Genomic DNA, 20,528 nt, shown 5'->3' with positions numbered 1-20,528 from the left:
TTTCACCAGCCATTTGGCTATTCTCAGTCTTGGGGAGCAACTATGCGCGTCGGCGTTCCAAAGGAAATCAAGAACCACGAATATCGCGTCGGCCTGACCCCGGCCTCGGTCGCCGAACTGACCGCTGCCGGCCACGAAGTCATCGTCCAGACCCAGGCGGGCATGGGCATCGATTTCGAGGACCAGGATTATGTCGATGCGGGCGCGCGGATCGTGCCCAATGCCGGCGCGGTCTTTTCGGGCGCCGACATGATCGTGAAGGTGAAGGAGCCGCAGCAGAGCGAGATCGCGATGCTGGAACCGCGCCACCTCCTCTTCACCTATCTCCACCTCGCGGCGGATAAGCCGCAGGCCGAAGGGCTGATGGCGTCGGGCGCGACCTGCATCGCCTATGAAACGATCACCTCGCCGCGCGGCGGCCTCCCCCTCCTCAAGCCTATGTCCGAAGTCGCGGGCCGCATGTCGGTGCAGGTCGGCGCGCATTATCTGGAAAAGGGCCAAGGCGGTCGCGGCGTGCTGCTGGGCGGCGTTCCGGGCGTCGCGCCCGCGCGGGTCGCGATCCTCGGCGGCGGCATTGCCGGCGTGAATGCGGCGCAGATGGCGGTCGGCATGCGCGCCGACGTGACGATCTACGACATCTCGAACGATCGCCTTGCCGAACTCGACATGGTCTTCGGCAGCCAGATCAAGACGGCCTATGCCAGCAAGGCCGCGATTGCAGCCGCCGTCGCCCGCGCGCATCTCGTGATCGGTGCGGTGCTGGTCCCCGGCGCCGCTGCGCCCAAGCTCGTCACCCGCGACATGCTCAAGACGATGAAGCGCGGCTCCGTCCTCGTCGATATCGCGATCGATCAGGGCGGCTGCTTCGAAACCAGCCATGCCACCACGCATGACGATCCGGTGTTCGAAGTCGACGGCATCATCCACTATTGCGTCGCCAACATGCCCGGCGCGGTCGCCCGCACCTCGGCCTTCGCCCTCAACAACGCCACCCTGCCCTTCGTGCTCAAGCTCGCCCATCTGGGCGCCGACGCCGCGATGGCCGCCGATCCGCACCTCGCGGCCGGCCTCAACGTCTCGGGCGGCAAGATCCGGCACAAGGCGGTCGCTGACGCGCTCGATCTGCCGTTCGCGGCATAGCCAATGTGCTAAAGGCGGGCGCCAGCGCCCGCCTTTATATTGATGCCCAGCTCGAGCCGGGCCTCACCAACGCAGCTTGATCTCAGTCGCGTGCCAGATGGTGCGAGACGAGTGCGTTTTGCCGCACCTTGTCCTCGTCGACGATGATACCCAACCCTGGTCCTTCGGGCAGGTAGACAATCCCATTCTTGATGAAAGAAGCGAAGTTCGTCACGTCGCCTGTCAGGCGCAGAACCGACCGGAACGAATGCCCAATATCGATGAGATTGGATGTCGTGACTGCCAGATGCAGTGAGGCCGCTTGCGTTATGCCCCCCTCTCCCATCGAGTTCGCATAACAAAGAATGCCATTGTCTTTGGCGAGGTTAGCCAAAGCCTGAGCGCGCAACGGCCCTCCATTCTTTGTAATCTTGATGCTGAAGACCATCGCAGCGCGTTGCTCGATAATCCGCTTTGCGCTCGCCATACCTGTCAGGCTCTCGTCGGCCGAGATCAACAAGCTCGTATTCTTCTGGAGCTCGGCCATGCCGTCGATATCGCCTTTCGCGATGGGCTCTTCGACGAAGGCGAGAAGCGAGTTCTCAACGCCTGCCAGAAACTCAGCAGCCTGCTCACGGGTCCACCCCGTATTGGCATCGGCCTTGAATCGAACGCTCTTGCCATAACGCTCATCGAGGATCGCCACGCGCTTGATTTCGTCAGCGATCGTCGACGAGGGCGCGCCCATTTTGAGCATGAAATCGACATAGCCCTCTTTGAGCTTTGCATCGACCACCGCGATGTCGTCTTCAGCCGTGCCGTTATTGAGCGGATGCGACACCGGAAGCGATGTGCGGATCACTTGGCCAAGCAGATTTGCAACCGGGACGCCGAGCCTTTTGCCCTTAATATCGAGCAGCGCGATGCTGACAGCGCCCTTGGCAAGGAGATGCTTTTCCGGTCGGACCTTATCGAGCAGGCCGTCAATCTCCGCCGGCTCACAATCCTGCTCTGCCAAAAGGATCGGCAGCAGTTCGTCTTTGAGGACCTGGATGACCTCGTCAGCATCCTCCTCCGTAAAGGGCTGCTGCGGATTAGCCTCACCCCAACCGACATTGCCGTCGCTGTCTGTCAGTTTGAGCAGGACGGGGAACATGTCGGTCAGCGGGCCATAGGACAGCTTATAGCCACCCAAATCGTAGCGGAGCTTGAAGACGTCCGCTGTGATGATCCGAGGCATGGTGATCGTTCCTTGGTAGCGTCAGAAGTGGGTGCTCAAATGGCGGCCTCGTCGACCCGATGTTTGGGAAGGGTCAGCACGAGCGCGCAGGACAAGAGGATTGTCCCGATCATCAGCGCAAAGGCGGTCGCAAAGCCTCCATCAGCTGCCCCAACAAGGAAGCCGATCATGATCGGTGACAAAAAGGCAGCGATCTGGCCGGCCATGTTGATGAGGCCGGTCAACACCCCCATGAGCGACTTGGGCATCGTCGTGATCGGCAGCGCCCAGAAGGTCGACGAGAATACACTCAAAAAGAAACCGGTGAGCGTCTGACAGACGATCAGCATGGGCGTCGATGAGGCCGTGAAGGTTAAATAAAGGAAGAGTGCCGCTGCCAACTGGGTTGCCATGATTGGGACGCGGCGTCGGGTGCTAAAATAGCGATCCGAAACCCAACCTCCGATCAAGCATCCAATAGTGGCGGCGAAGAAAGGCAGCGATGCTGCCGCGCCCATCTCAACCGCCGAAAAACCGCGCACTTTGACCAGATATGTCGGAAGCCAGCCAGTGAACCCCCAATTGCCGATATTGAAGGCAAACAGCACGAGGAAATAGCGCAAGATGCCGGGTTCGCGGAATGCCGCGACAAAGCCCATACCCGGCTGGACCTTGGCTACGGCTACATGCTCGTCACCTTCGATTTCCGCCAATTCTTCAGGCGTTACGTGCGGGCTCTTAGACGGGTCGTCGCGCACCAAAACCCAGAACAGCAAGGCGATGACAACGCCTGGCACAAACAGCGCGTAAAACACCGTCCGCCACGTCCCAAAAGACATCACAGCGACCACGAAGAGGGGAGCAAGCGCGCCTCCAAGAGGCGTCGAGGCGAGCTTGATGGCATTTGCCGTTGCACGCTCCCGAGCCGGGAACCAAACTGCCACCGCCTTAAATGCTGATGCCGGATAAACCCCTTCGCCCAAGCCAAAGAGAAAACGGGCAATCAGCATGACGGTCATATTCGTCGCAGCCCCGGTCAATGCTGCAAAGGTTGACCACCACAACATTGCGACAGCCGTCACTCGCCGAACCCCGAAGCGATCGGCAAGCATGCCACCGGGCACTTGCGAGAGGGCGTAGCCAGCAAAAAATACGCTCATCAAAACACCGCTCTCGAGCGCGGTAAGCTCCAGATCCTTGGCGATAAATGGGATCACCGCCGACATCACCATGCGGTCGAGAAACGACACGATCGAGGTGACAAACAGGACGGACAATATCGTGTGGCGCGCTTTCCAGCGAAACGCTCGGATCATCTTATTGTCCTTCCCGTAGGAGCAAAGGCCGGCTTAGCGTCATTGATCGATCAATGGCTGAAGGCTCGCCAATTCTGCGAGCGTGACCGGCTTGAGAGGGGGGCGCACATGATAGAAACCGATATCGGCTGGCGCGCGCTGTTGCACTTCGCTCAAAATGCGCGTGATCGTGTACCCGCATTGCCGTCCCTGACACGGTCCCATACCCGAGCGGCTAGCAGCTTTGATCTGATTAGGCCCCGGTAAGCCGATCTTGGCGAGCGATCGGATTTCGCCTGCACTAATCTCCTCGCAGCGGCATACGATCGTCTTATCCGTTGGCGCGAATATCGCGCGGCGCGGCTTAAACATCGCATCGAGGAATGGGCGCACAGCCAGTTCTCGTGCCAAGGCCTTACGCACCGGGCGAGCAGCGTGCGCGGCAGCCTCGCTGCTGAGCCGCCCTAATTGAGCAGCAGCCCTCAAAGCTGCCAATTCACCCCGCAGGAGCGCAGCATTGGCCCCACCAATCCCAGCGCCATCACCCGCCACAAAGAGTTTTGATTGGGATGTCTCCCCCCAAGGATCGACGACGGGCCTGAAACACTGCTGTGCGTCATCCCATTCGATGGCGCAGTCTAGTGACATCGCCATATGTATGTTGGGTACAACCCCTTCGTGAACGAGCAAGGCGCCGGCATCGACAATTTCGCTGCCTTTGGCAGTCTCAAACCGAACCTGCCGGAGGCTCTCATCACCGAGTGCCTCCAAATCGGTCACCCCGCGCTCGACGCGCACTCCGCTGGTTGTCAGCTTTGCCATCCAGCTAAGCCCTTTGAGCAGATCTGCCGAAGCCCGTAAGGCTTTAGGCAGATGCTTGAGGGCCGCACGCCACTGTCCTGGCGGCGTCGTATCGAGATAGCCCGCAAGCTCTCCCCCAGCCCGCAGCAACTGAATTGCATAGAGAAGCGGCAAAGGCCCGCAGCCCGCGATCCAGGTCGGGCCGGTTGGGATTTGCCCCGCGGTCTTGAGCAAGATCTGCGCCGCCCCCACGGTCACCACACCTGGCAATGTCCAGCCGGGAAAGGGGATCGGACGTTCTTGCGCACCTGTGGCGAGAATGATGGCTTTCGCATCCACCATCTCGGCTACACGCTTGCGGCTCAAATAGGCGCGGAAACCCGGCTCAATTTGCCACAACTGCGCACCGTGCAAATAGCGCGCACCGCTTGTACGAAAGGCTTCGGCGACAGCGCGTCCTTCGACATAGGTCGGCCCCAGAATGGCATCGCTGCGCGTATTTCGCTCAACGGCACGCCAGATCTGTCCACCAGGTGCAGGTTGATCGTCGATGACAGCCACATTGAGACCATGATGACGCGCGGTAATTGCAGCGGACATGCCGGCAGGACCGGACCCGACGATCAGGAGATCAACCGCGCTCATGATATCGGCTTTCGAGCGCGCTGACGGCTCACCCGCATACCCTCGCAGACGGGTTCGACGCAGGTCTGGACCGATGACACCCCGTTCACTTCAGCCAAACATTCAAAGCATACTCCCATCATGCAGTAAGGCGCGCGCTTACCGCGTCCGACAGGAGACAAGCGCGACCAAGCCTCAGGCTGTCGCAACAATACGGCTGCCACACTCTCACCGGGCTCGGCCGTGACAGGCATGCCATCAATCTCGATTGTGAAATGCTCAGGGCCAGGTTCATGCAGCTTGCGAAACATCGAAACGCCTATGGTGAAAAACATCGAGAGCGGATGGCAGGCACCCTTGCGCAATAGATTGCGCGAACATGCCGGAATGGGCTGCGGCCAACGTGATGCCAGAATGGCAAAGCGCAACGAACACACCAGGATGGCTGCTCGACTCCGCATAGATCGGATGACCATCGGGGGTCATGATGCGCAGCCCTGACCACTGACGAACAAGCTTCGCCTCACCCAGTCCTGGCAGGCGACGGATCGCATTCGCACTCAGAGCGGCCGCGGCCGCAACGGTTGTCGAAGCATCGAGCCCAACCTCCTCATGAGTGAGCCCGATAAGGACCGATCCCTCGCGCGTCTGACGCAGGCCGCTCATTGGCAGTGGCAGAAAGGGTTCAATCCGTTCCGTGACAAGGATCTGACCGCGCTGCGCGCGCAAAGGAATATCTAGTCCGACCTGCGCTGCCAGAGCCTTAGATCCCAGTCCCGCCGCGATCACGACGCGACCAGCTGAAACCGATCCGCCACGATAGTCGATCCGCAAGCCGCCTTGGCGGTCCGATGTGATCGCCGACACCACCGCTTGCCCGCACAACGAGCCGCCACGCTTCACGATGCCGGCATGGAGGGCCGCCAACAGGCGCAATGGGTTCACATGACCATCGTCGCGGCCATAAGAAGATCCAACGATATCCTTGCCCAGCCGGACCTTGGGCATAAGCGCCTGCAATGCGGCCCGGTCGAGCATCTCCCAGGGCGGCATTTGCTCACCGAGTTCCGCACGCAACCGCGCTTGCATAGCGCTGACGCGCTCGAAATCCGCTTCGCTCATGGCCAGCATCAAGCCACCGCTTCGATCATAATGAAGATCGATCCCGGTCTCATCTTCCAGCACAGCACAAAATTCTGGCCAACGCTCGAGCGAGCCATGGGTCAGAATGCGGTAGCCCGGCACTTCGATGCCCTTGCCCTGCTCCCATATCAGGCCAAAATTCGCGACTGCCGCACGAAAATCGCGGTCACCGCCATCGAGAACCACGACGCGCTGGCCTAGGCCTGCCAGGCCATAGGCGATCGCGGCCCCCACTGTGCCTGCGCCGATAACGACGACGTCTGCCTCCGAGTTCGTCCCTTGCATTTGGCGAAATTAGGCGGCCATATTCCATTTAGTCCAAGTGGAAAATTGGTACCTGCTATTGCTGGAACTTATACTATGGCGAGAGAAGTTAACCTCCGACAGATTGAGGCATTCAAGGCTGTCATCGAGACGGGCACGGTGAGTGCTGGAGCGGGCATGCTCAACATCTCGCAGCCCGCGATGAGCCAGCTCATAGCCCATATGGAAACTGACGCTGGGCTGAAGCTGTTCGACCGCGTCAAAGGCAGGCTCGTGCCAACCGATCGCGGCATGCGCCTCTATGAGGAGATTGGCCGCATTTTCGCCGGGGTCCGCCAGGTGCAAAATGCCCTGGAGGCCATCAGGCGCGAGGAACAGGGTACGCTCGCGATCGGTGTAATGCCCGCCCTTGCCAGTTCGTTCATCCCCCAGGCCTTGCCGGCCTTTGTGAGGGATAGCGGCAATGTGTTCTGTTCAGTGCAGCAGATGAGCTCGCAATGGATTTTGGACTGGTTGATCGCGCGTAAGCTCGATGTTGGCCTCGTCGGAGCCGGCTTTGACAACCCTTATGTGGTGAGCGAACCGCTCATCGAGCATCCACTCGTCTGCATCATGCCCAGTGGCCATCCGCTCAGCGCAAAGACGGTGATTGAACCGAATGATCTTGAGGACGTGCCATTCGTCACCTTGCATCCTGATACCAATATCGGCCGGAGGGTGCAGGACATGTTTGAGGCGTATAACGTCCGACCAAGAGCTGTCGCGATCGCCAATGTCGCACCGACCTTGTGCGAATGCGTGGCAGCTGGCCTCGGCGTGACTTTGATCCACCCACTGTCAGTCAGTGGGCATAGCGGACGCCTAGCTGTCCGCAGATTTGAACCGGAAATTCCGTATCACTATCAACTCTGCCGCATGGCCGACACGCGCAACGCCGAGATTATCGACGCATTTGCCGAGCGCCTGCGATTAACCGCAGCCGAAGTTTCGCGGTCGCTTTTGACAGATAGCTAACCTCCCATCGACCAGCACAAACCGGTCCGAATGCCTTAAACCACTCTACGAACCGCCGCGACTTGAGAGCTTCTTCGAGATTCCTCGCGTACCAAAAAGTGCTTACCGACAGTATAAGCTGCACCAATACGATGCCCGATTTTCCGTCTTTGACTAAAAGCCCACCCCCCTTTCACCATGAAGACAATAAATTACCAGGGAAGGAAAAGGGGCATGATGAAACCTTCGGAAAAGGGCAGGAAATCGGATAATCTTGGGCTGCGTTACACGGCTAGCCTGCTGGCGATGGTTACAGTCGCTGTGCCCAGCGTGGCTGCCGCGCAGGACACGACCACCAACGACAATACGGTTAGCGAGATCGTCGTCACCGGCACCCGCGTTATCCGCGACGGCTATCAGGCACCGACCCCAACTTCGGTGATCGGGGCACAGGAATTGACCGCGAAGGCGGCCGCCAACATCGCCGATTTCGTCAACGAGCTGCCATCGCTTTCGGGCAGCACTTCGCCCAGAGCCAATGTCGGCTCGCTCAGTGGCGGCCTTATTGGCGTGAATGCGCTCAACCTGCGCAATATCGGCGCGAACCGCACCTTGGTCCTGCTTGACGGTCAGCGGGTTGCTGCATCGACGCTGACAGGCCTGGTCGACATCAACACGCTCCCTCAGGCGCTGGTGAAGCGCGTCGACATCGTTACTGGTGGTGCCTCGGCGGACTGGGGTTCGGACGCAGTGTCGGGCGTCGTCAACTTCGTCCTCGATAAGGATTTTACCGGCCTCAAAGGCTCGATCCAGGGCGGCGTCACCACCTATGGCGACGATCGCAATTTCAACATCTCGCTATCCGCCGGCACACGCTTTGCGGATGGTCGCGGTCATGTGATGATCAGCGGTGAAATTGCGCATAACGCTGGCATTAAGAGCATCGGCGACCGTAAATGGTTCAATAGCTCCAAGCTGTTCATCAACCCGGCCTACACCCCGACCAACGGCCAGCCACAGCTGCTCAACCTACCGGGTGCCGGCTTTGCGACAGCGACCCCTGGCGGCCTCATCACTTCGGGTCCTTTGCGTGGGACCTATTTCGGTCAAGGCGGGACGCCCACGCAGTTCAACTACGGCTCGATCGTCAGCGGCAACATCATGGTTGGCGGCGATTATCTCTATGCGGATTTCGCGCGGTCAGGAGACCTCGATCCTAAGCTGAACCGCCAAAGCTTGTTCGGCCGTACCAGCTATGAACTGACCGAAAACGTCACCATCTATGGTCAGGCATCTTATAGCCGCGCCACGTCTCGCGTGGCTTCGCTTAACCAGTTCAACTTCGGTGCGGCGACCGTGGCCGCAGGCGCGACGTCGACTGCGAGCAGCATCATCATTCAGCCGGACAATGCCTTTATCCCGGCCAGCATTGCCCCGCGGGTGACGACAGCTTTCGCGCTTGGAACGTTCAATCAGGATCTCGGTCCGGCGATCGCGACCACCCGTCGTTCCTCGCAGCGTTATGTCCTGGGCCTCCAGGGAGACCTAACGGCGCTCGGCAAAGAGTGGCAGTGGGACGCTTATGCGCAACGGAGCGTCAATAACGTCTACACAGACGGCCTGCTGACGATCACATCGCGCTTCAATCAAGCGATCGACGCCGTCCGCAATCCGACGACAGGCGCGATCGTCTGCCGTTCGACGCTCACCAATCCGACCAACGGCTGCGTGCCCTACAATATTATGGGCACGGGCGTCGCGAGTGAAGCCGCGCGCAATTATGTTCTGGGAACCAGCTGGGGTCGCAGCAAGCTCAAGCAGGATGTGTTTGCAGGCACGTTGCGCGGTGAACCCTTCTCGACTTGGGCGGGGCCGGTCTCGTTGGTCACGGGTATCGAACATCGGCGCGAGCGCGTGTCGGGCTCGAATGATCCGCTGTCGACGACGCGCTCCTTCTTTGCCGGCAATTTCCTGGCGAGCTTTGGTTCCTATCATGTGACCGAAGGCTTCTTGGAAACCGTAGTCCCGCTCGCCAAGGATCTGCCGTTCGCCGAGAGCCTGGATTTCAACGGTGCGGTTCGCGCAACCGATTATAGCACTTCGGGTTATGTCACGACCTGGAAGGCCGGTCTCACCTGGGCTCCGGTCAGCGACATCACGTTCCGCGTCACCCGGTCGCGCGATATCCGTGCGCCCAATCTGGCAGAACTGTTCCAGTCCGGCCAAAGCTCGACCACTTCGATCGTCGATCCGTTCCGTGGGAATGCAGCGACAACGGTCTTCCAGGTGACATCTGGTTCGACCACGCTGAAGCCCGAAAAGGCCGACAGTTTGGGTCTGGGCGTCGTGCTCAAGCCGAGCTTCATTCCGGGCTTTGCCGCTTCGGTCGACTATTACAATATCAAGATCGAAGACGCGATTCAGACGGTCACGGCCGCTGCGCTGGTCAATCAGTGCTTCCTTGGAAACACCCAATTCTGTTCGCAAATCACCCGTAACACGGCTGGCGTGATCACGTCGGTGGCTGTGAAGCCGGTGAATGTCGCTCGACAGAAGTCGCGCGGGATCGACTTTGAGGCTAGCTACCGTCGACCGGTCGCTGGAGGCGATGTGCGCCTGCGCGTCTTGGCCACGCGCTTCATCGAGAACACGACCAATGACGGCATCACGCCGGCGGTCGACACGGTCGGCACGAACGGCACCAATGGTACAGCCCGCAATACGCTACCCAAATGGCGTTATCTGGCGTCCATCGGGTATGACTATGATCCTGTCTCGATCTCGCTCACCGGACGCGGCTTCAGCTCGGGCGTTTACAATACCACCTATGTCGAGTGCACCTCCGGTTGCCCGACATCGACCGCCGCAAATATGACGATCAACAACAACCGTCTGCCTGGCGCACTCTACTTCGACACCAACGTCACGGTAAAACTCCCGCACGACATCGAAGTGTTCCTGGCGGTCGACAATATCGCCAACAAGGATCCCGCCCAGATGGCGTTCGGCACTGGCATCGGATCGGCACCGCTGAGCATCAATCCGCTCCTTTATGATGTCCTCGGGCGGACGTTCCGGGCTGGCGCTCGCTTCAAACTCTAAGCCTTCACCCTAGGCTTTGACCTGCCGCTGCGTAACGGAAGACCTTCCGAAACGCAGCGGCATTTTGCTGACCAAAAAGCTCCCCTGTGACTGTGTTTGACGTCTACTGCCTTTGTCAGATATCACTTTGATGCCCTTATAGGCGCCGGGTATTCAATGGGGTTATGCAATGCAGCATATCAATCTAAGGCAGATTGAGGCTTTCAAGGCCGTCATCGAAACTGGCACTATCAGTCGGGCGGCCCAACTGATGGGTATATCTCAACCCGGAATGAGTAAGGCTATCGCGCATCTCGAGGAGGACACCCAACTTCAATTGTTCGATCGCTCCAAAGGGCGCCTCGCCCCAACCGAACAAGGCATGCGGCTTTACCGCGAGGTCGAGCAGATCTTTGCGGGTGTCCGACAAGTTGAGAATGCCGTCGAGGTCATTCGGCGCGAGGAAAAGGGACAGCTGTCGATCGGCGTCATGCCAGCATTGTCAGGTGACTTCGTTCAGCGCGCGACAACAAACTTTCTAGCGTCGCGCCCTCACGTCTTCTGCTCTGTTGAAACGCTTGGATCGCAGTGGACCGTGGATCGGATTGCGTCTCGCAAGCTCGATATCGGACTGATCGATTCCGGCCTCGAACATCCTTATCTCATTACCGAACCGATCATGGTTCATCCCATCGTGTGCATCATGCCGCTTGGCTCTCCATTGGCGGAGAAGCGCGTGATCACACCGTCAGATCTCGAGGGCGTCCCATTTCTTGCACCCGACCCGGCAAGGATCTTTGGCCATCAGATCCAGCGTATGTTCCAAGAACACGACGTACGGCCCAAAAACGTCCTTGCCGCCAATGCATTGCAAACCATGTGTGGTTTTGTCGCAGAAGGCCTTGGTGTCTCGCTCGTCCATCCGCTTGTGATTAGCGGCATGCGAGACCGTGTCATTGTGCGGCGGTTTGAACCGGAAATCCTATTCCATTTCGTCATGTGCCGTAGCGCCGACAACCGCAATGCAATGCTCGTCGAGGAGTTTGCTACCCATGTCCGGGCGCTCGCAGCAGAAGCTTCGCTCGCGACCTCCGAAATGGTGTGACGCCGAAAATCGCGCTGACCGCCTCTCAGCTCGCGAGAGACAGCATAACCAATCTGAATACCGCACCAAAATTTTGGATTTGGACGAATAGAAACGCCCCCCCTAGCCTTTCCTCCAACAGGGAAGGTTATGGACGCGGACATTGTCATCATCGGTGCCGGCACGGTCGGTTCCGCCATTGCGTATGGTTTAACTCGGATCGGACAGAACGTTCTCGTTCTGGATGGCGAGGACCGTGATTTTCGAGCAGCGACCGCCAATTTCGGGCTGGTGTGGCAGCACGGTAAGGGCGATGGCATGCCCGGCTATCATGCATGGACGAGCCATTCGGTCGATCTGTGGCGAGACTTCTGCACTGAGCTTGAAGAGCTTAGCAGCACCGACCTCCAATATGAGCATGATGGCGGTGTAGCCTTATGCTTGGGAGAGACCGAGTTCGAGCAGCGTCGATCCGCGCTGCTGCGCCTTCATAATCAGCTTTCGGGCACCAAGGCTGATTGGGAGATGATCGACAGGTCTCAACTCCAAAGCCTATTCCCTAAAGTGCGCCTTGGCGATGAGGTGGTAGGTGCCAGCTTTGGGCGTCGCGATGGTCATGCCAACCCTCTGCGACTGCTGAGCGCATTGCATATGGGCATCGTGCGAAACGGTGGGCGCATTCGGGGTGGAAGCCCCGTTCGATCGATCCGCTCTGATATGCGAGGCGGATTTGTCGTCCAGACAGCTTCAGAGCGCTTTTCAGCCGCTCGTATTGTTCTGGCGGCTGGCCTGGGCACAAAAGCTCTCGCCTCCCAAGTTGGACTGGACATTCCTGTCCGCCCTCAACGTGGCCAAATCCTCGTCACCGAACGGTTGCAGCCTTTACTCCCCCTGCCCTCGTTCGACGCGCGCCAAACGCGCGAAGGCACAGTAATGATGGGGTCGACGACCGAAGAAACCGGCTTCGATGCTTCAACAACGACGTCGGCAGCGGCCGCCATCACCTCTCGGGTTTTGCGACAATTTCCTCAGCTCGGCGACGCTAAGCTGGTACGGCACTGGTCAGGGCTGCGGATCATGACCCCTGATCACTATCCCATCTACAGCGAGTCAGAGACCCATCCCGGCGCATTTGTCGCGCAGTGCCATTCCGGCGTGACGCTGGCTGCTGTGCACGCCCTCCCGCTCGCACAGGCGATCGCAGCCGGTCGACTGCCAGCGTCCCTCGATATCTTCCACCAAAGGCGCTTTGATGTTCCGCAAGCTGCATGACCCCGCCGAGAAATCGCTAAAGATCGATATCGACGGATTACCCACAGTGGTTGAACCCGGCGAAAGCGTTGCAGCGGTATTGCTGCGGCAAGATGAGGCCTGGTCGCGCATGACCCCGGTCTCAGGCAGCAAACGCGCCCCCTATTGTATGATGGGCGTGTGCTTTGAATGTCTGGCCGAGGTCGATGGTGTAGCGTCGGTCCAGACCTGCCTGACATCGGCACGAGACGGCATGTGCGTCAAACGGCAGCGGTGCGTGCCGGGCTTCAGCGCATGATGCACTTCGATCTTTTGATTGTCGGCGCGGGACCTGCAGGCATGTCCGCGGCGATTGCTGCACGCGAGCTTGGCCTAAGCGTTCTCGTCGTGGATGATCAGCCGGCACCCGGCGGACAGATCTGGCGTTCCATCGAGCTGACAACAGCCCGTGACAATATTCTAGGCCCCGCCTTCGTCGAAGGACGTGCGATAGCCCAAGCGTTTCGCGCATCAGGCGCGATCTATCGGCCGACCTCGCAACTCTGGCGAATAGAAGCCGGCTTCCACGCCTACATGACGCATGAAGGCAAAGCCGAATGTGTAACGGCCAGAGCGATCATCCTTGCAACGGGAGCCCAAGAACGCCCCGTCCCCTTCCCAGGCTGGACGCTTCCTGGCGTCTTGACGGTTGGGGCTGCTCAGATCCTTTTGAAGAATGCGGGTCAAATACCCACACAACCAGTTTGGATCGCTGGGAGCGGGCCTCTTCCTCTGCTCTACGCGACGCAATTGCTCAGTGCGGGTGGCCGCATTGCAGGCTATCTCGACACGACACCCGCTGGGCGTTGGTTGCAGGCTACGCGCCATTTCCCGGGAGCCATGCGCGGCTATCGCGATCTCCTCAAAGGCCTATATTGGAGCGCTCGGCTACATGCGAGCGGCTTCCCCATCATCAAGAGGGTCGCCGAGATCGAGGCCCTGGGAAAAGACCAGATCCAAACGTTGCGCTATCGCACCCAGCGGGGAGCGGTGAAGCAGGTTCCGGCTGAACTTTTGCTCGTTCACGAGGGCGTCGTCCCGAATATCCATGCGGCCATGTCGATGGATTGCGCGCTCAAGTGGAATGCGGCGCAAGATAGCTATACGCCAGTGCTCGACGATTGGGGGGAGAGCTCGCAAGCCAATGTGTTCATCGCTGGGGACGGCGCTGGCATCGGGGGCGCCAAAGCGGCTTGTCTGCGCGGCGAATTGGCTGGGCTACGGGTTGCAATGAAACTTGGCGCCGTCACCGAAAACGCAGTGACACGGCGCGCCCATTCTATCCGCGCACGCTTACACGCCGAGCTCGCTGTTCGCCCATTTTTAGATGCCATGTTCCGCCCCCGCAAGCAGGCCTTTGTGCCCCCGGCCAACACCATTGCTTGTCGGTGTGAGGAGGTAACAGCAGGCGCGATCCGCGCGATGGCCAATCTTGGTCGCCCCGGTCCTAATCAGGTCAAGGCTGCAACGCGGTGCGGCATGGGGCCATGTCAGGGACGCCAATGCGGCTATACGGTCACACGCATATTGGCTGATGCCCAGAACCGGTCACCCGAAGATGTCGGCTATTTCCACATCCGACCGCCGCTCAAACCGGTGACGCTCAAGGAGCTTGCCTCGTTGAACGAAATCGCCCGGAGCGACGCATGACGCCGCGCGACGACAATCAACTCAGTGCCCCTCAGGAGAATATGATGCCGACACCATTCTCCTGGAAAGCACGCCACAGCGTGCTGTCAGTTTTGTTCATCACCTGGATCGTCTCCCACATGGATCGCATGGTGATGTCGATCGCGATTCCCTATATCGCAGCCGACTTCCAGCTCAGTTCGCTCGCAAGCGGTTTCGTGCTTAGCGCCTTCTTCGCTGGCTATTCGATTTCACACATCCCTGGTGGCCTCCTTGCTGATCGTTTTGGGGTGCGAAGGGTCACTACGATCGCACTTCTATGGTGGTCGGCATTCACAGCCCTCACCGGCTCGGTTGGCAGCCTCGCACAAATGCTCTTCGCGCGCTTATTCTTCGGATTGGGTGAGGGCATTTTTCCGGCCTGTGCATTCAAAACCATCTCGGTCTGGTTCCCTTTGCGTGAGCGCGCGACCGCGAACGCCATCATGTTGTCGTCAAATGCTCTTGGAACGGCGCTCGCACCTCTCATCGTTGTCGGTGTGATGGCCACTTGGGGATGGCGGGCAGCATTCCACCTGATGTTCATCCCAGGGATTATCATCGCGGCGATCTATTGGTTCTTGGTGGCGGACAGCCCCGCGAAAAGTCGCCGCATCTCGCCTCAAGAGCGAGCAGAAATCGAGGCAGGCTCGGACGACAAGGGTGACGACACGGCAAAGCACAGCCTGCGCGATGCGTGGCAGCAGCCTTATATCCTACGCTACTTCCTGATCTTGTTTGTGTTCGACATCGCGTTTTGGGGCTTCACCACCTGGCTGCCGACATATCTGGTCAAAGCGCGCGGTTTCTCGCTCGTTGAGATGGGCGCGGCAGCATCCTTGCCATTCTTTGCAGGAACATTGGGGTTCATCGTCGGTGGATTTGTGTCCGACCGCCTGTTTCCCGCGCGGCGCGGCGTGCCGATCATTGCAACAGAGCTAATCTCAGCAGCTTTGCTCTACATAATGTTCACGACCCAATCGACGCCCGTGCTCATCGTCTGCCAGACGCTCGCCGGCTTCTTCCTGAGCGCATTTTTCTCGACCTTCTGGGCCTATCCGATGAACAGTGTCCCCTCACGTATGATGGGCGTCACCGGCGGGTTCATCAATATGGCTGGCCAGCTCGCTGCCTTCTTATCGCCGCTGGCGATCGGATATCTCCTCGATATGTCGAGTGGAGGCTTTGGTATGACTTTCGCGCTCATGATTGGTTCGTTGATCGTCTCATCGATCATCGTCCTATCCCTCCCGTCGCGCGTCACCCCAGCAACGGCTATCGCATAACCACACAGAATACCGACGCCAAAAAGTCGACTTTGACGGCAAGCCGCTCTTGTCTGATTTGGAGCGCAACGAACGACGAAAAGGGCCTGACAATGAGCGATTTTCCAGGAACGGCGACTATGGCGCGGATCGTAAGCGCCGAGGTCTTCGAAATCGAAGCGGCCTTTGTCACGCCCTATAAGCTAACCCACGGCACCGTCGCGACCACCACCGCTGTGATGATCAAGTTGGTCGACGCCGACGGGATCGTCGGCTGGGGCGAAGCCAATGCCGCACAGTCGTTCACGGGTGAATCCTCCGCCGACGTATTTCGCGCTCTCAATGAGATATTGCTGCCAGCCGTGTTCACGGCCTCTGCCCCTGAACCGGGGTGGATCGATCGGATGCTCGACGGCCTCATGCCTAAGCAGCTTTACGGGAAAGGCAGCGTCAGCATGGCGTTGCTCGACATATTGGGTAAGCGCCTCAATGTGCCGGTCTCAACTCTCCTTGGAGGCGCGGTCCGCGACGAGCTTCCTGTGCTGTGGCCGCTGAGCAATGGCACTGCGGAAGACGATTACGCCGTCATCGATGAGAAGGCAGCCCAAGGCTTCACCAGCTTCATGCTCAAAATGGGCACTTCGCCCATCGCTGACGAGATCGCGCGCGTAGCGGCCCTTGAGGCGCGCTACAGTGATCGCATTGGGTTTATCGCAGATGCCAATCAGGGATGGGACCGCACTCAGTCGCGAGAATTTCTCGACGGCGTAAAGGGATCACGCCTGGTCTTTGTCGAACAGCCCGTCATCGGTGATGACTTGGAGGGCCTAGCCGAACTTGCGCGGTCTACGACCTTTCCGATCTCGGTTGATGAATCTTTGATTGGGCTGGAAGTTGCTGGCCGCATCGCCAGCCTTGGGGCTGCCAGCATTTTCAGCATCAAGTGTAGCAAAAATGGCGGCCCCCTGCGCGCGCAACGCATCGCGTCGGTCGCCGAGGCATTTGGCTTTCGCTGTTATATGAACTCTATGCTCGAGTTCGGCATTACGCAGGCCGCCTCACTCCAGCATGCTATGACGATCAACAACCTCGTCGACTTTGGCCATGCCTATATGTCGACCCTGCGCCTTGCTGAAGATCCCACAGATTTCGGATCTTTCGTACGCAACGGACGGGTCAAAGCGCCCGCCCGTCCGGGGCTCGGGATCGAAGTTGACGAAGACCATGTTCGTCGGCTGGCGATCAAAACACAGATCCTGCAAGCCTAATTTTGCCTAGAACGGCGCTCTCACGGTCATTGGAATTGCCCGTCACGCCAGCCGTTTTCGTTGACTCATCTGTCGGCAACCTCGCAGCTATAGCGTGGCCTTTGAAAGGGCTTTGAGAAACCTGCCCTCCAGCTGCCGTTTTTTTTGGGGGGGGAAGAACCGCCCGGCCAATTACGAAGGCGATACGCGCTTTGCTATAACGCCGAGGCGGCAACAGATAAGTCCATTGGGTAGCGGATATGCCGGCCGTCAGTTTCAACTGGCGGCCAAAATCGCTTCATCTTTCTAGCTTGCCGCTCAAAAAATTAGCGAAATTGAACGAGCCATACCATAACCGCATAGAATACCGGCAAGAAGGTTTAGACTTTGACTGCATTGAGCATGCCCCGCAGTCTCCACTCTTAAGCTCAAGAAAAAGGGGAGCTAAAGTGGGGAAGTTAAATAATAAACACACCGCCAATGCGCGTTTTTTTCGCGCATCCGCGAGCATAATTGCCATCATTTGCGCAGGGTCGGCCTGCCCCTCGCTGGCACAGAACAATAATATTCAAAATCCTGCGGAAGATGTGACCGAGATTTCGGACATTATCGTGACAGGAACTCGCGTTATTCGCGATGGTTACAAAGCTCCAACTCCGACGACGGTTATCGGAGAAGCGGAAATTGCCGCCAAGGCACCTGCCAATTTGGCTGATTACGTCAATCAGCTCCCGTCGCTTGCCGCGACGAGCACGCCAAAGGCAAATGTCGCCTTCATCAGCGCAGGCTATGTCGGCATCAACGCCCTGAACCTGCGTAGCCTGGGCGAAAACCGCACGCTTGTTCTTCTCGACGGTCAGCGCGTTGCGCCTTCGACCCTCGACGGATTGATCGACGTGAACCAGTTTCCTCAGGCCCTGGTCAAGCGCGTCGACGTCGTGACGGGAGGTGTATCGGCCAGTTGGGGCTCCGACGCGGTCTCGGGTGTCGTCAACTTCGTGCTCGACAAGGAGTTCACCGGGCTGAAAGGCGAAGTCCAGGGTGGCGTCACCACTTATGGCGACGATCGCCAATATAAAGTGTCGCTCGCGGCTGGCACAAAGTTCGCTGACGACCGCGGTCATATCATGATTAGCGGTGAAATTGCGCACAATGACGGGATTACGGGCATTGGTTCGCGCAAGTGGTATGATGGCTCGAAGATCTTCAATAATCCGACCTATACCGCGACGAACGGCCAACCGAGGCTGATCTCCAGCCCAGCCGTCGGCTATCTATCTACTTTTGGCGGCGTGATCACCACGCCGGGCGCGCTCTACGGCACCTATTTCGGTCCCGGTGGTACGCCCGCTAGGCTCAATCTGGGGTTGGTTAGCGGCGTCAACATGCAGGGCGGTGACTGGCAGTATGCCGACTTCACCAAGAACGGGGACCTCACTCCCAAGCTCAGCCGCCAGAACATCTTCGGTCGAGTCAGCTTCGACGTTGCCGACAATGTTCAGCTCTTTGCGCAGGGCTCTTACGCTCGGGCGACATCACGTAATGCGATCCTGAACTATCTTGGCTTCGGCATCACCGTGCAACGCGACAACGCGTTCATTCCCGCCAGCATAGCGAGCCAGATCACCGGACCGTTCACGATCAACACTTTTGCTGGCGACCTCGGGGTCGTCACCGCGCACACCAAGCGCACTTCGTGGCGCAGCGTGGTCGGCGCCAAGGGCGACTTCGCACTCGCCGGAACCGATTGGGATTGGGACACCTACTGGCAGAGAGGGATTGCGCGTTCCTATGTTGGTGCGGACGTTCCGATCAATCAGAACGCCACAAATGCGTTCGATGCGGTGCGTGCACCGAATGGGGTCATCGTTTGCCGGTCAACACTCACAAACCCGACCAACGGGTGCGTTCCGTTCAACCTGTTCGGCACCGGGGTCAACAATCCCGCAGCAGTCGACTATGTCTTGGGAACAGCATTCCGGCGTGACCGTCTGAAGGAGGATGTTTTTGCAGCGACGCTGCGCGGCAATCCGTTCTCGACCTGGGCGGGACCGGTTTCGGTGGCAGCAGGCGTGGAACACCGACGTGAAGGTGTCTCGGGTAGCGTTGATCCGCTCGATGCGACCTTACCCGCAAGGCCTGCATATTTCGTCGGCAACTATCGTCCAACCTTCGGATCCTATCACGTGACCGAAGGCTTCCTCGAAGTTGTCGTTCCGCTGGCAAAGGATGCGCCGTTCGCCAAGAATCTCGATCTGAATGGGGCCATTCGCGCAACCGACTATAGCACTTCGGGCTATGTCACGACGTGGAAGCTTGGCGTCACTTATTCGCCTATCGAGGACATCACGTTCCGGGTCGCCCGGTCGCGGGACATTCGTGCGCCCAACCTCGCCGAACTGTTCACGACCTCGCTGACCGCAACGCAGGTGCTCAATGACCCTGCGAACGGAAATACGTCGTACAACGTCTTCCAGGTCTCACGTGGCAATCTCGCATTGCGTCCTGAAGTCGCGAACTCACTCAACCTGGGCGTGGTGGTCCAGCCGCAATTCCTGCCGGGCTTCGCTGCGTCCGTCGACTATTATGACATCAATATTGATGATGCCATCTCGACTGTCGGAGCGCAGATTGCCGTCAACCAGTGCGCGGGTGGCAACACGGTATTTTGCAACCAGATCACTCGTGGTGGCCCACTCGGTTCGAGCGGCGTCCCCATGCTGACCTCGGTTGCAGTGTCGCCGATCAACTTTGCCAAGCAGCATGCAAAGGGTGTCGATCTTGAAGCGAGTTATCGTGCGCCCGTATTCGGTGGTAATCTTGGCCTAAGGTTTGTTGGTACCCGCTACATCAAGAACCTGTTCGACAATGGCATTTCGGCGCCCGTCGATACGGTTGGCACCAACGGCTATAACACCGTTGCCAAGAACTCGCTTCCCAAGTGGCGCTATGTGGCGAGCATCTCCTGGGACAGGGATCCGATCGCACTGTCCCTCACTGGTCGCGGCTTCAGCGCGGGCAAGCAGAACACGACGTACATCGAATGTACGACGGGTTGTCCGGCGTCCACGGCAGATAATCAGACGATGAACGACAATAGTCTGCCGGGAGCCTTCTACCTTGATGGGAATATCACGGTGAAGCTTAGCGGGCAGATCCAGACCTACTTGTCGGTGGACAACATCCTGAACAAGGATCCGGCCTCCGTCGCATATGGACCTGGCCTGTCGGTCGTACCGATCAACGTGAATCCGGTCCTCTACGACGTCCAAGGCCGGGTCTTCCGGGCTGGCGTTCGCTTTAAACTGTAACCCCCAATCACCGCAGCCTCTCGCTTCACCGGGAGGCTGCGGTGAACATTCGCGCAGATAAGTGCGCTTCCATTGCGTTACTTTTGATCGCTTGGCTGGACGCCGGGAGATGCATCGATAGGAA

Annotated in this window: 15 protein-coding genes; 10 read left to right on the top strand and 5 right to left on the bottom strand. The window is 58.8% G+C overall.

Annotated features, from left to right (window positions below):
* Window positions 1-42 precede the first annotated feature (42 nt).
* Window positions 43-1,140: an alanine dehydrogenase gene (gene ald, locus EOD43_RS06560; protein ID WP_127742230.1), complete on the top strand. Its 1,098-nt coding sequence runs from the start codon at window positions 43-45 to the stop codon at window positions 1,138-1,140.
* Window positions 1,141-1,222: 82 nt separating this feature from the next.
* On the opposite strand, the gene EOD43_RS06555 is transcribed toward ald, so the two are convergent.
* The 5 genes from EOD43_RS06555 to EOD43_RS06535 are packed head-to-tail and all read right to left on the bottom strand — an operon-like array spanning window position 1,223 to window position 6,486.
* Window positions 1,223-2,359 (bottom strand): enolase C-terminal domain-like protein, encoded by a 1,137-nt coding sequence (locus EOD43_RS06555; protein WP_127742228.1) that lies wholly within the window; start codon window positions 2,357-2,359, stop codon window positions 1,223-1,225.
* Window positions 2,360-2,394: 35 nt separating this feature from the next.
* A complete protein-coding gene (locus tag EOD43_RS06550) occupies window positions 2,395-3,654 on the bottom strand; it encodes an MFS transporter (protein WP_127742226.1) in 1,260 nt (419 codons plus the stop codon).
* A gap of 39 nt (window positions 3,655-3,693) precedes the next feature.
* Window positions 3,694-5,079 (bottom strand): NAD(P)/FAD-dependent oxidoreductase, encoded by a 1,386-nt coding sequence (locus tag EOD43_RS06545; RefSeq protein ID WP_127742224.1) that lies wholly within the window; start codon window positions 5,077-5,079, stop codon window positions 3,694-3,696.
* Entirely contained in the window at window positions 5,076-5,369 is a 294-nt protein-coding gene (locus EOD43_RS06540) for a (2Fe-2S)-binding protein (protein WP_127742215.1), read from the bottom strand. The genes EOD43_RS06545 and EOD43_RS06540 overlap by 4 nt, the downstream gene beginning before the upstream one ends.
* A complete protein-coding gene (locus EOD43_RS06535; RefSeq protein ID WP_127742213.1) occupies window positions 5,350-6,486 on the bottom strand; it encodes an NAD(P)/FAD-dependent oxidoreductase in 1,137 nt (378 codons plus the stop codon). The genes EOD43_RS06540 and EOD43_RS06535 overlap by 20 nt, the downstream gene beginning before the upstream one ends.
* Before the next feature lie 75 nt (window positions 6,487-6,561).
* Between EOD43_RS06535 and EOD43_RS06530 the strand changes: the two genes are divergently transcribed.
* The 9 genes from EOD43_RS06530 to EOD43_RS06490 all read left to right on the top strand — a co-directional run bounded on the left by EOD43_RS06530 (window position 6,562) and on the right by EOD43_RS06490 (window position 20,404).
* Complete coding sequence (locus tag EOD43_RS06530) at window positions 6,562-7,479, top strand: LysR substrate-binding domain-containing protein (protein WP_127742211.1); 918 nt, start codon at window positions 6,562-6,564, stop codon at window positions 7,477-7,479.
* 213 nt (window positions 7,480-7,692) lie between these two features.
* Entirely contained in the window at window positions 7,693-10,560 is a 2,868-nt protein-coding gene (locus EOD43_RS06525; RefSeq protein WP_164857130.1) for a TonB-dependent receptor plug domain-containing protein, read from the top strand.
* A gap of 169 nt (window positions 10,561-10,729) precedes the next feature.
* Window positions 10,730-11,644, top strand: a complete 915-nt coding sequence (locus EOD43_RS06520) for a LysR substrate-binding domain-containing protein (protein WP_127742207.1) — start codon at window positions 10,730-10,732, stop codon at window positions 11,642-11,644.
* A 129-nt stretch (window positions 11,645-11,773) separates the two neighbouring features.
* Window positions 11,774-12,895: an NAD(P)/FAD-dependent oxidoreductase gene (locus tag EOD43_RS06515; RefSeq protein WP_127742204.1), complete on the top strand. Its 1,122-nt coding sequence runs from the start codon at window positions 11,774-11,776 to the stop codon at window positions 12,893-12,895.
* The gene (locus EOD43_RS06510; protein WP_127742202.1) at window positions 12,876-13,172 is read left to right on the top strand and encodes a (2Fe-2S)-binding protein; all 297 of its coding nucleotides are present in this window, start codon (window positions 12,876-12,878) and stop codon (window positions 13,170-13,172) included. Before EOD43_RS06515 ends, EOD43_RS06510 begins: the two co-directional genes overlap by 20 nt.
* On the top strand, window positions 13,169-14,563 hold the full coding sequence (locus EOD43_RS06505) for an FAD-dependent oxidoreductase (RefSeq protein ID WP_206363498.1): 1,395 nt from the start codon (window positions 13,169-13,171) through the stop codon (window positions 14,561-14,563). Before EOD43_RS06510 ends, EOD43_RS06505 begins: the two co-directional genes overlap by 4 nt.
* Window positions 14,560-15,867, top strand: a complete 1,308-nt coding sequence (locus EOD43_RS06500; RefSeq protein ID WP_127742200.1) for an MFS transporter — start codon at window positions 14,560-14,562, stop codon at window positions 15,865-15,867. The genes EOD43_RS06505 and EOD43_RS06500 overlap by 4 nt, the downstream gene beginning before the upstream one ends.
* 92 nt (window positions 15,868-15,959) lie before the next feature.
* Window positions 15,960-17,114 carry an enolase C-terminal domain-like protein gene (locus EOD43_RS06495; RefSeq protein ID WP_127742198.1) on the top strand — a complete coding sequence of 385 codons (1,155 nt, stop codon included), beginning with the start codon at window positions 15,960-15,962 and terminating at the stop codon, window positions 17,112-17,114.
* 239 nt (window positions 17,115-17,353) lie between these two features.
* Window positions 17,354-20,404: a TonB-dependent receptor domain-containing protein gene (locus EOD43_RS06490; protein WP_127742196.1), complete on the top strand. Its 3,051-nt coding sequence runs from the start codon at window positions 17,354-17,356 to the stop codon at window positions 20,402-20,404.
* Window positions 20,405-20,528: the final 124 nt, after the last annotated feature.

This window comes from Sphingomonas crocodyli (genome assembly GCF_004005865.1).
GTDB classification, from domain to species: domain Bacteria; phylum Pseudomonadota; class Alphaproteobacteria; order Sphingomonadales; family Sphingomonadaceae; genus Rhizorhabdus; species Rhizorhabdus crocodyli.
Note: the sequence above shows the minus strand (reverse complement) of the source record. Positions and strands in the feature narration are given on the sequence as shown.

What these genes read in the sequence shown, in the direction of transcription:
- EOD43_RS06520 (WP_127742207.1), top strand. Translation starts at nt 10,730, where the DNA reads ATGCAGCATATCAATCTAAGGCAGATTGAGGCTTTCAAGGCCGTCATC.
- EOD43_RS06535 (WP_127742213.1), bottom strand. Translation starts at nt 6,486, where the DNA reads ATGCAAGGGACGAACTCGGAGGCAGACGTCGTCGTTATCGGCGCAGGC.
- EOD43_RS06500 (WP_127742200.1), top strand. Translation starts at nt 14,560, where the DNA reads ATGACGCCGCGCGACGACAATCAACTCAGTGCCCCTCAGGAGAATATG.
- EOD43_RS06495 (WP_127742198.1), top strand. Translation starts at nt 15,960, where the DNA reads ATGAGCGATTTTCCAGGAACGGCGACTATGGCGCGGATCGTAAGCGCC.
- EOD43_RS06515 (WP_127742204.1), top strand. Translation starts at nt 11,774, where the DNA reads ATGGACGCGGACATTGTCATCATCGGTGCCGGCACGGTCGGTTCCGCC.
- EOD43_RS06505 (WP_206363498.1), top strand. Translation starts at nt 13,169, where the DNA reads ATGATGCACTTCGATCTTTTGATTGTCGGCGCGGGACCTGCAGGCATG.
- EOD43_RS06540 (WP_127742215.1), bottom strand. Translation starts at nt 5,369, where the DNA reads ATGTTTCGCAAGCTGCATGAACCTGGCCCTGAGCATTTCACAATCGAG.
- EOD43_RS06530 (WP_127742211.1), top strand. Translation starts at nt 6,562, where the DNA reads ATGGCGAGAGAAGTTAACCTCCGACAGATTGAGGCATTCAAGGCTGTC.
- EOD43_RS06555 (WP_127742228.1), bottom strand. Translation starts at nt 2,359, where the DNA reads ATGCCTCGGATCATCACAGCGGACGTCTTCAAGCTCCGCTACGATTTG.
- EOD43_RS06525 (WP_164857130.1), top strand. Translation starts at nt 7,693, where the DNA reads ATGATGAAACCTTCGGAAAAGGGCAGGAAATCGGATAATCTTGGGCTG.
- EOD43_RS06550 (WP_127742226.1), bottom strand. Translation starts at nt 3,654, where the DNA reads ATGATCCGAGCGTTTCGCTGGAAAGCGCGCCACACGATATTGTCCGTC.
- ald (WP_127742230.1), top strand. Translation starts at nt 43, where the DNA reads ATGCGCGTCGGCGTTCCAAAGGAAATCAAGAACCACGAATATCGCGTC.
- EOD43_RS06545 (WP_127742224.1), bottom strand. Translation starts at nt 5,079, where the DNA reads ATGAGCGCGGTTGATCTCCTGATCGTCGGGTCCGGTCCTGCCGGCATG.
- EOD43_RS06510 (WP_127742202.1), top strand. Translation starts at nt 12,876, where the DNA reads ATGTTCCGCAAGCTGCATGACCCCGCCGAGAAATCGCTAAAGATCGAT.
- EOD43_RS06490 (WP_127742196.1), top strand. Translation starts at nt 17,354, where the DNA reads ATGCCGGCCGTCAGTTTCAACTGGCGGCCAAAATCGCTTCATCTTTCT.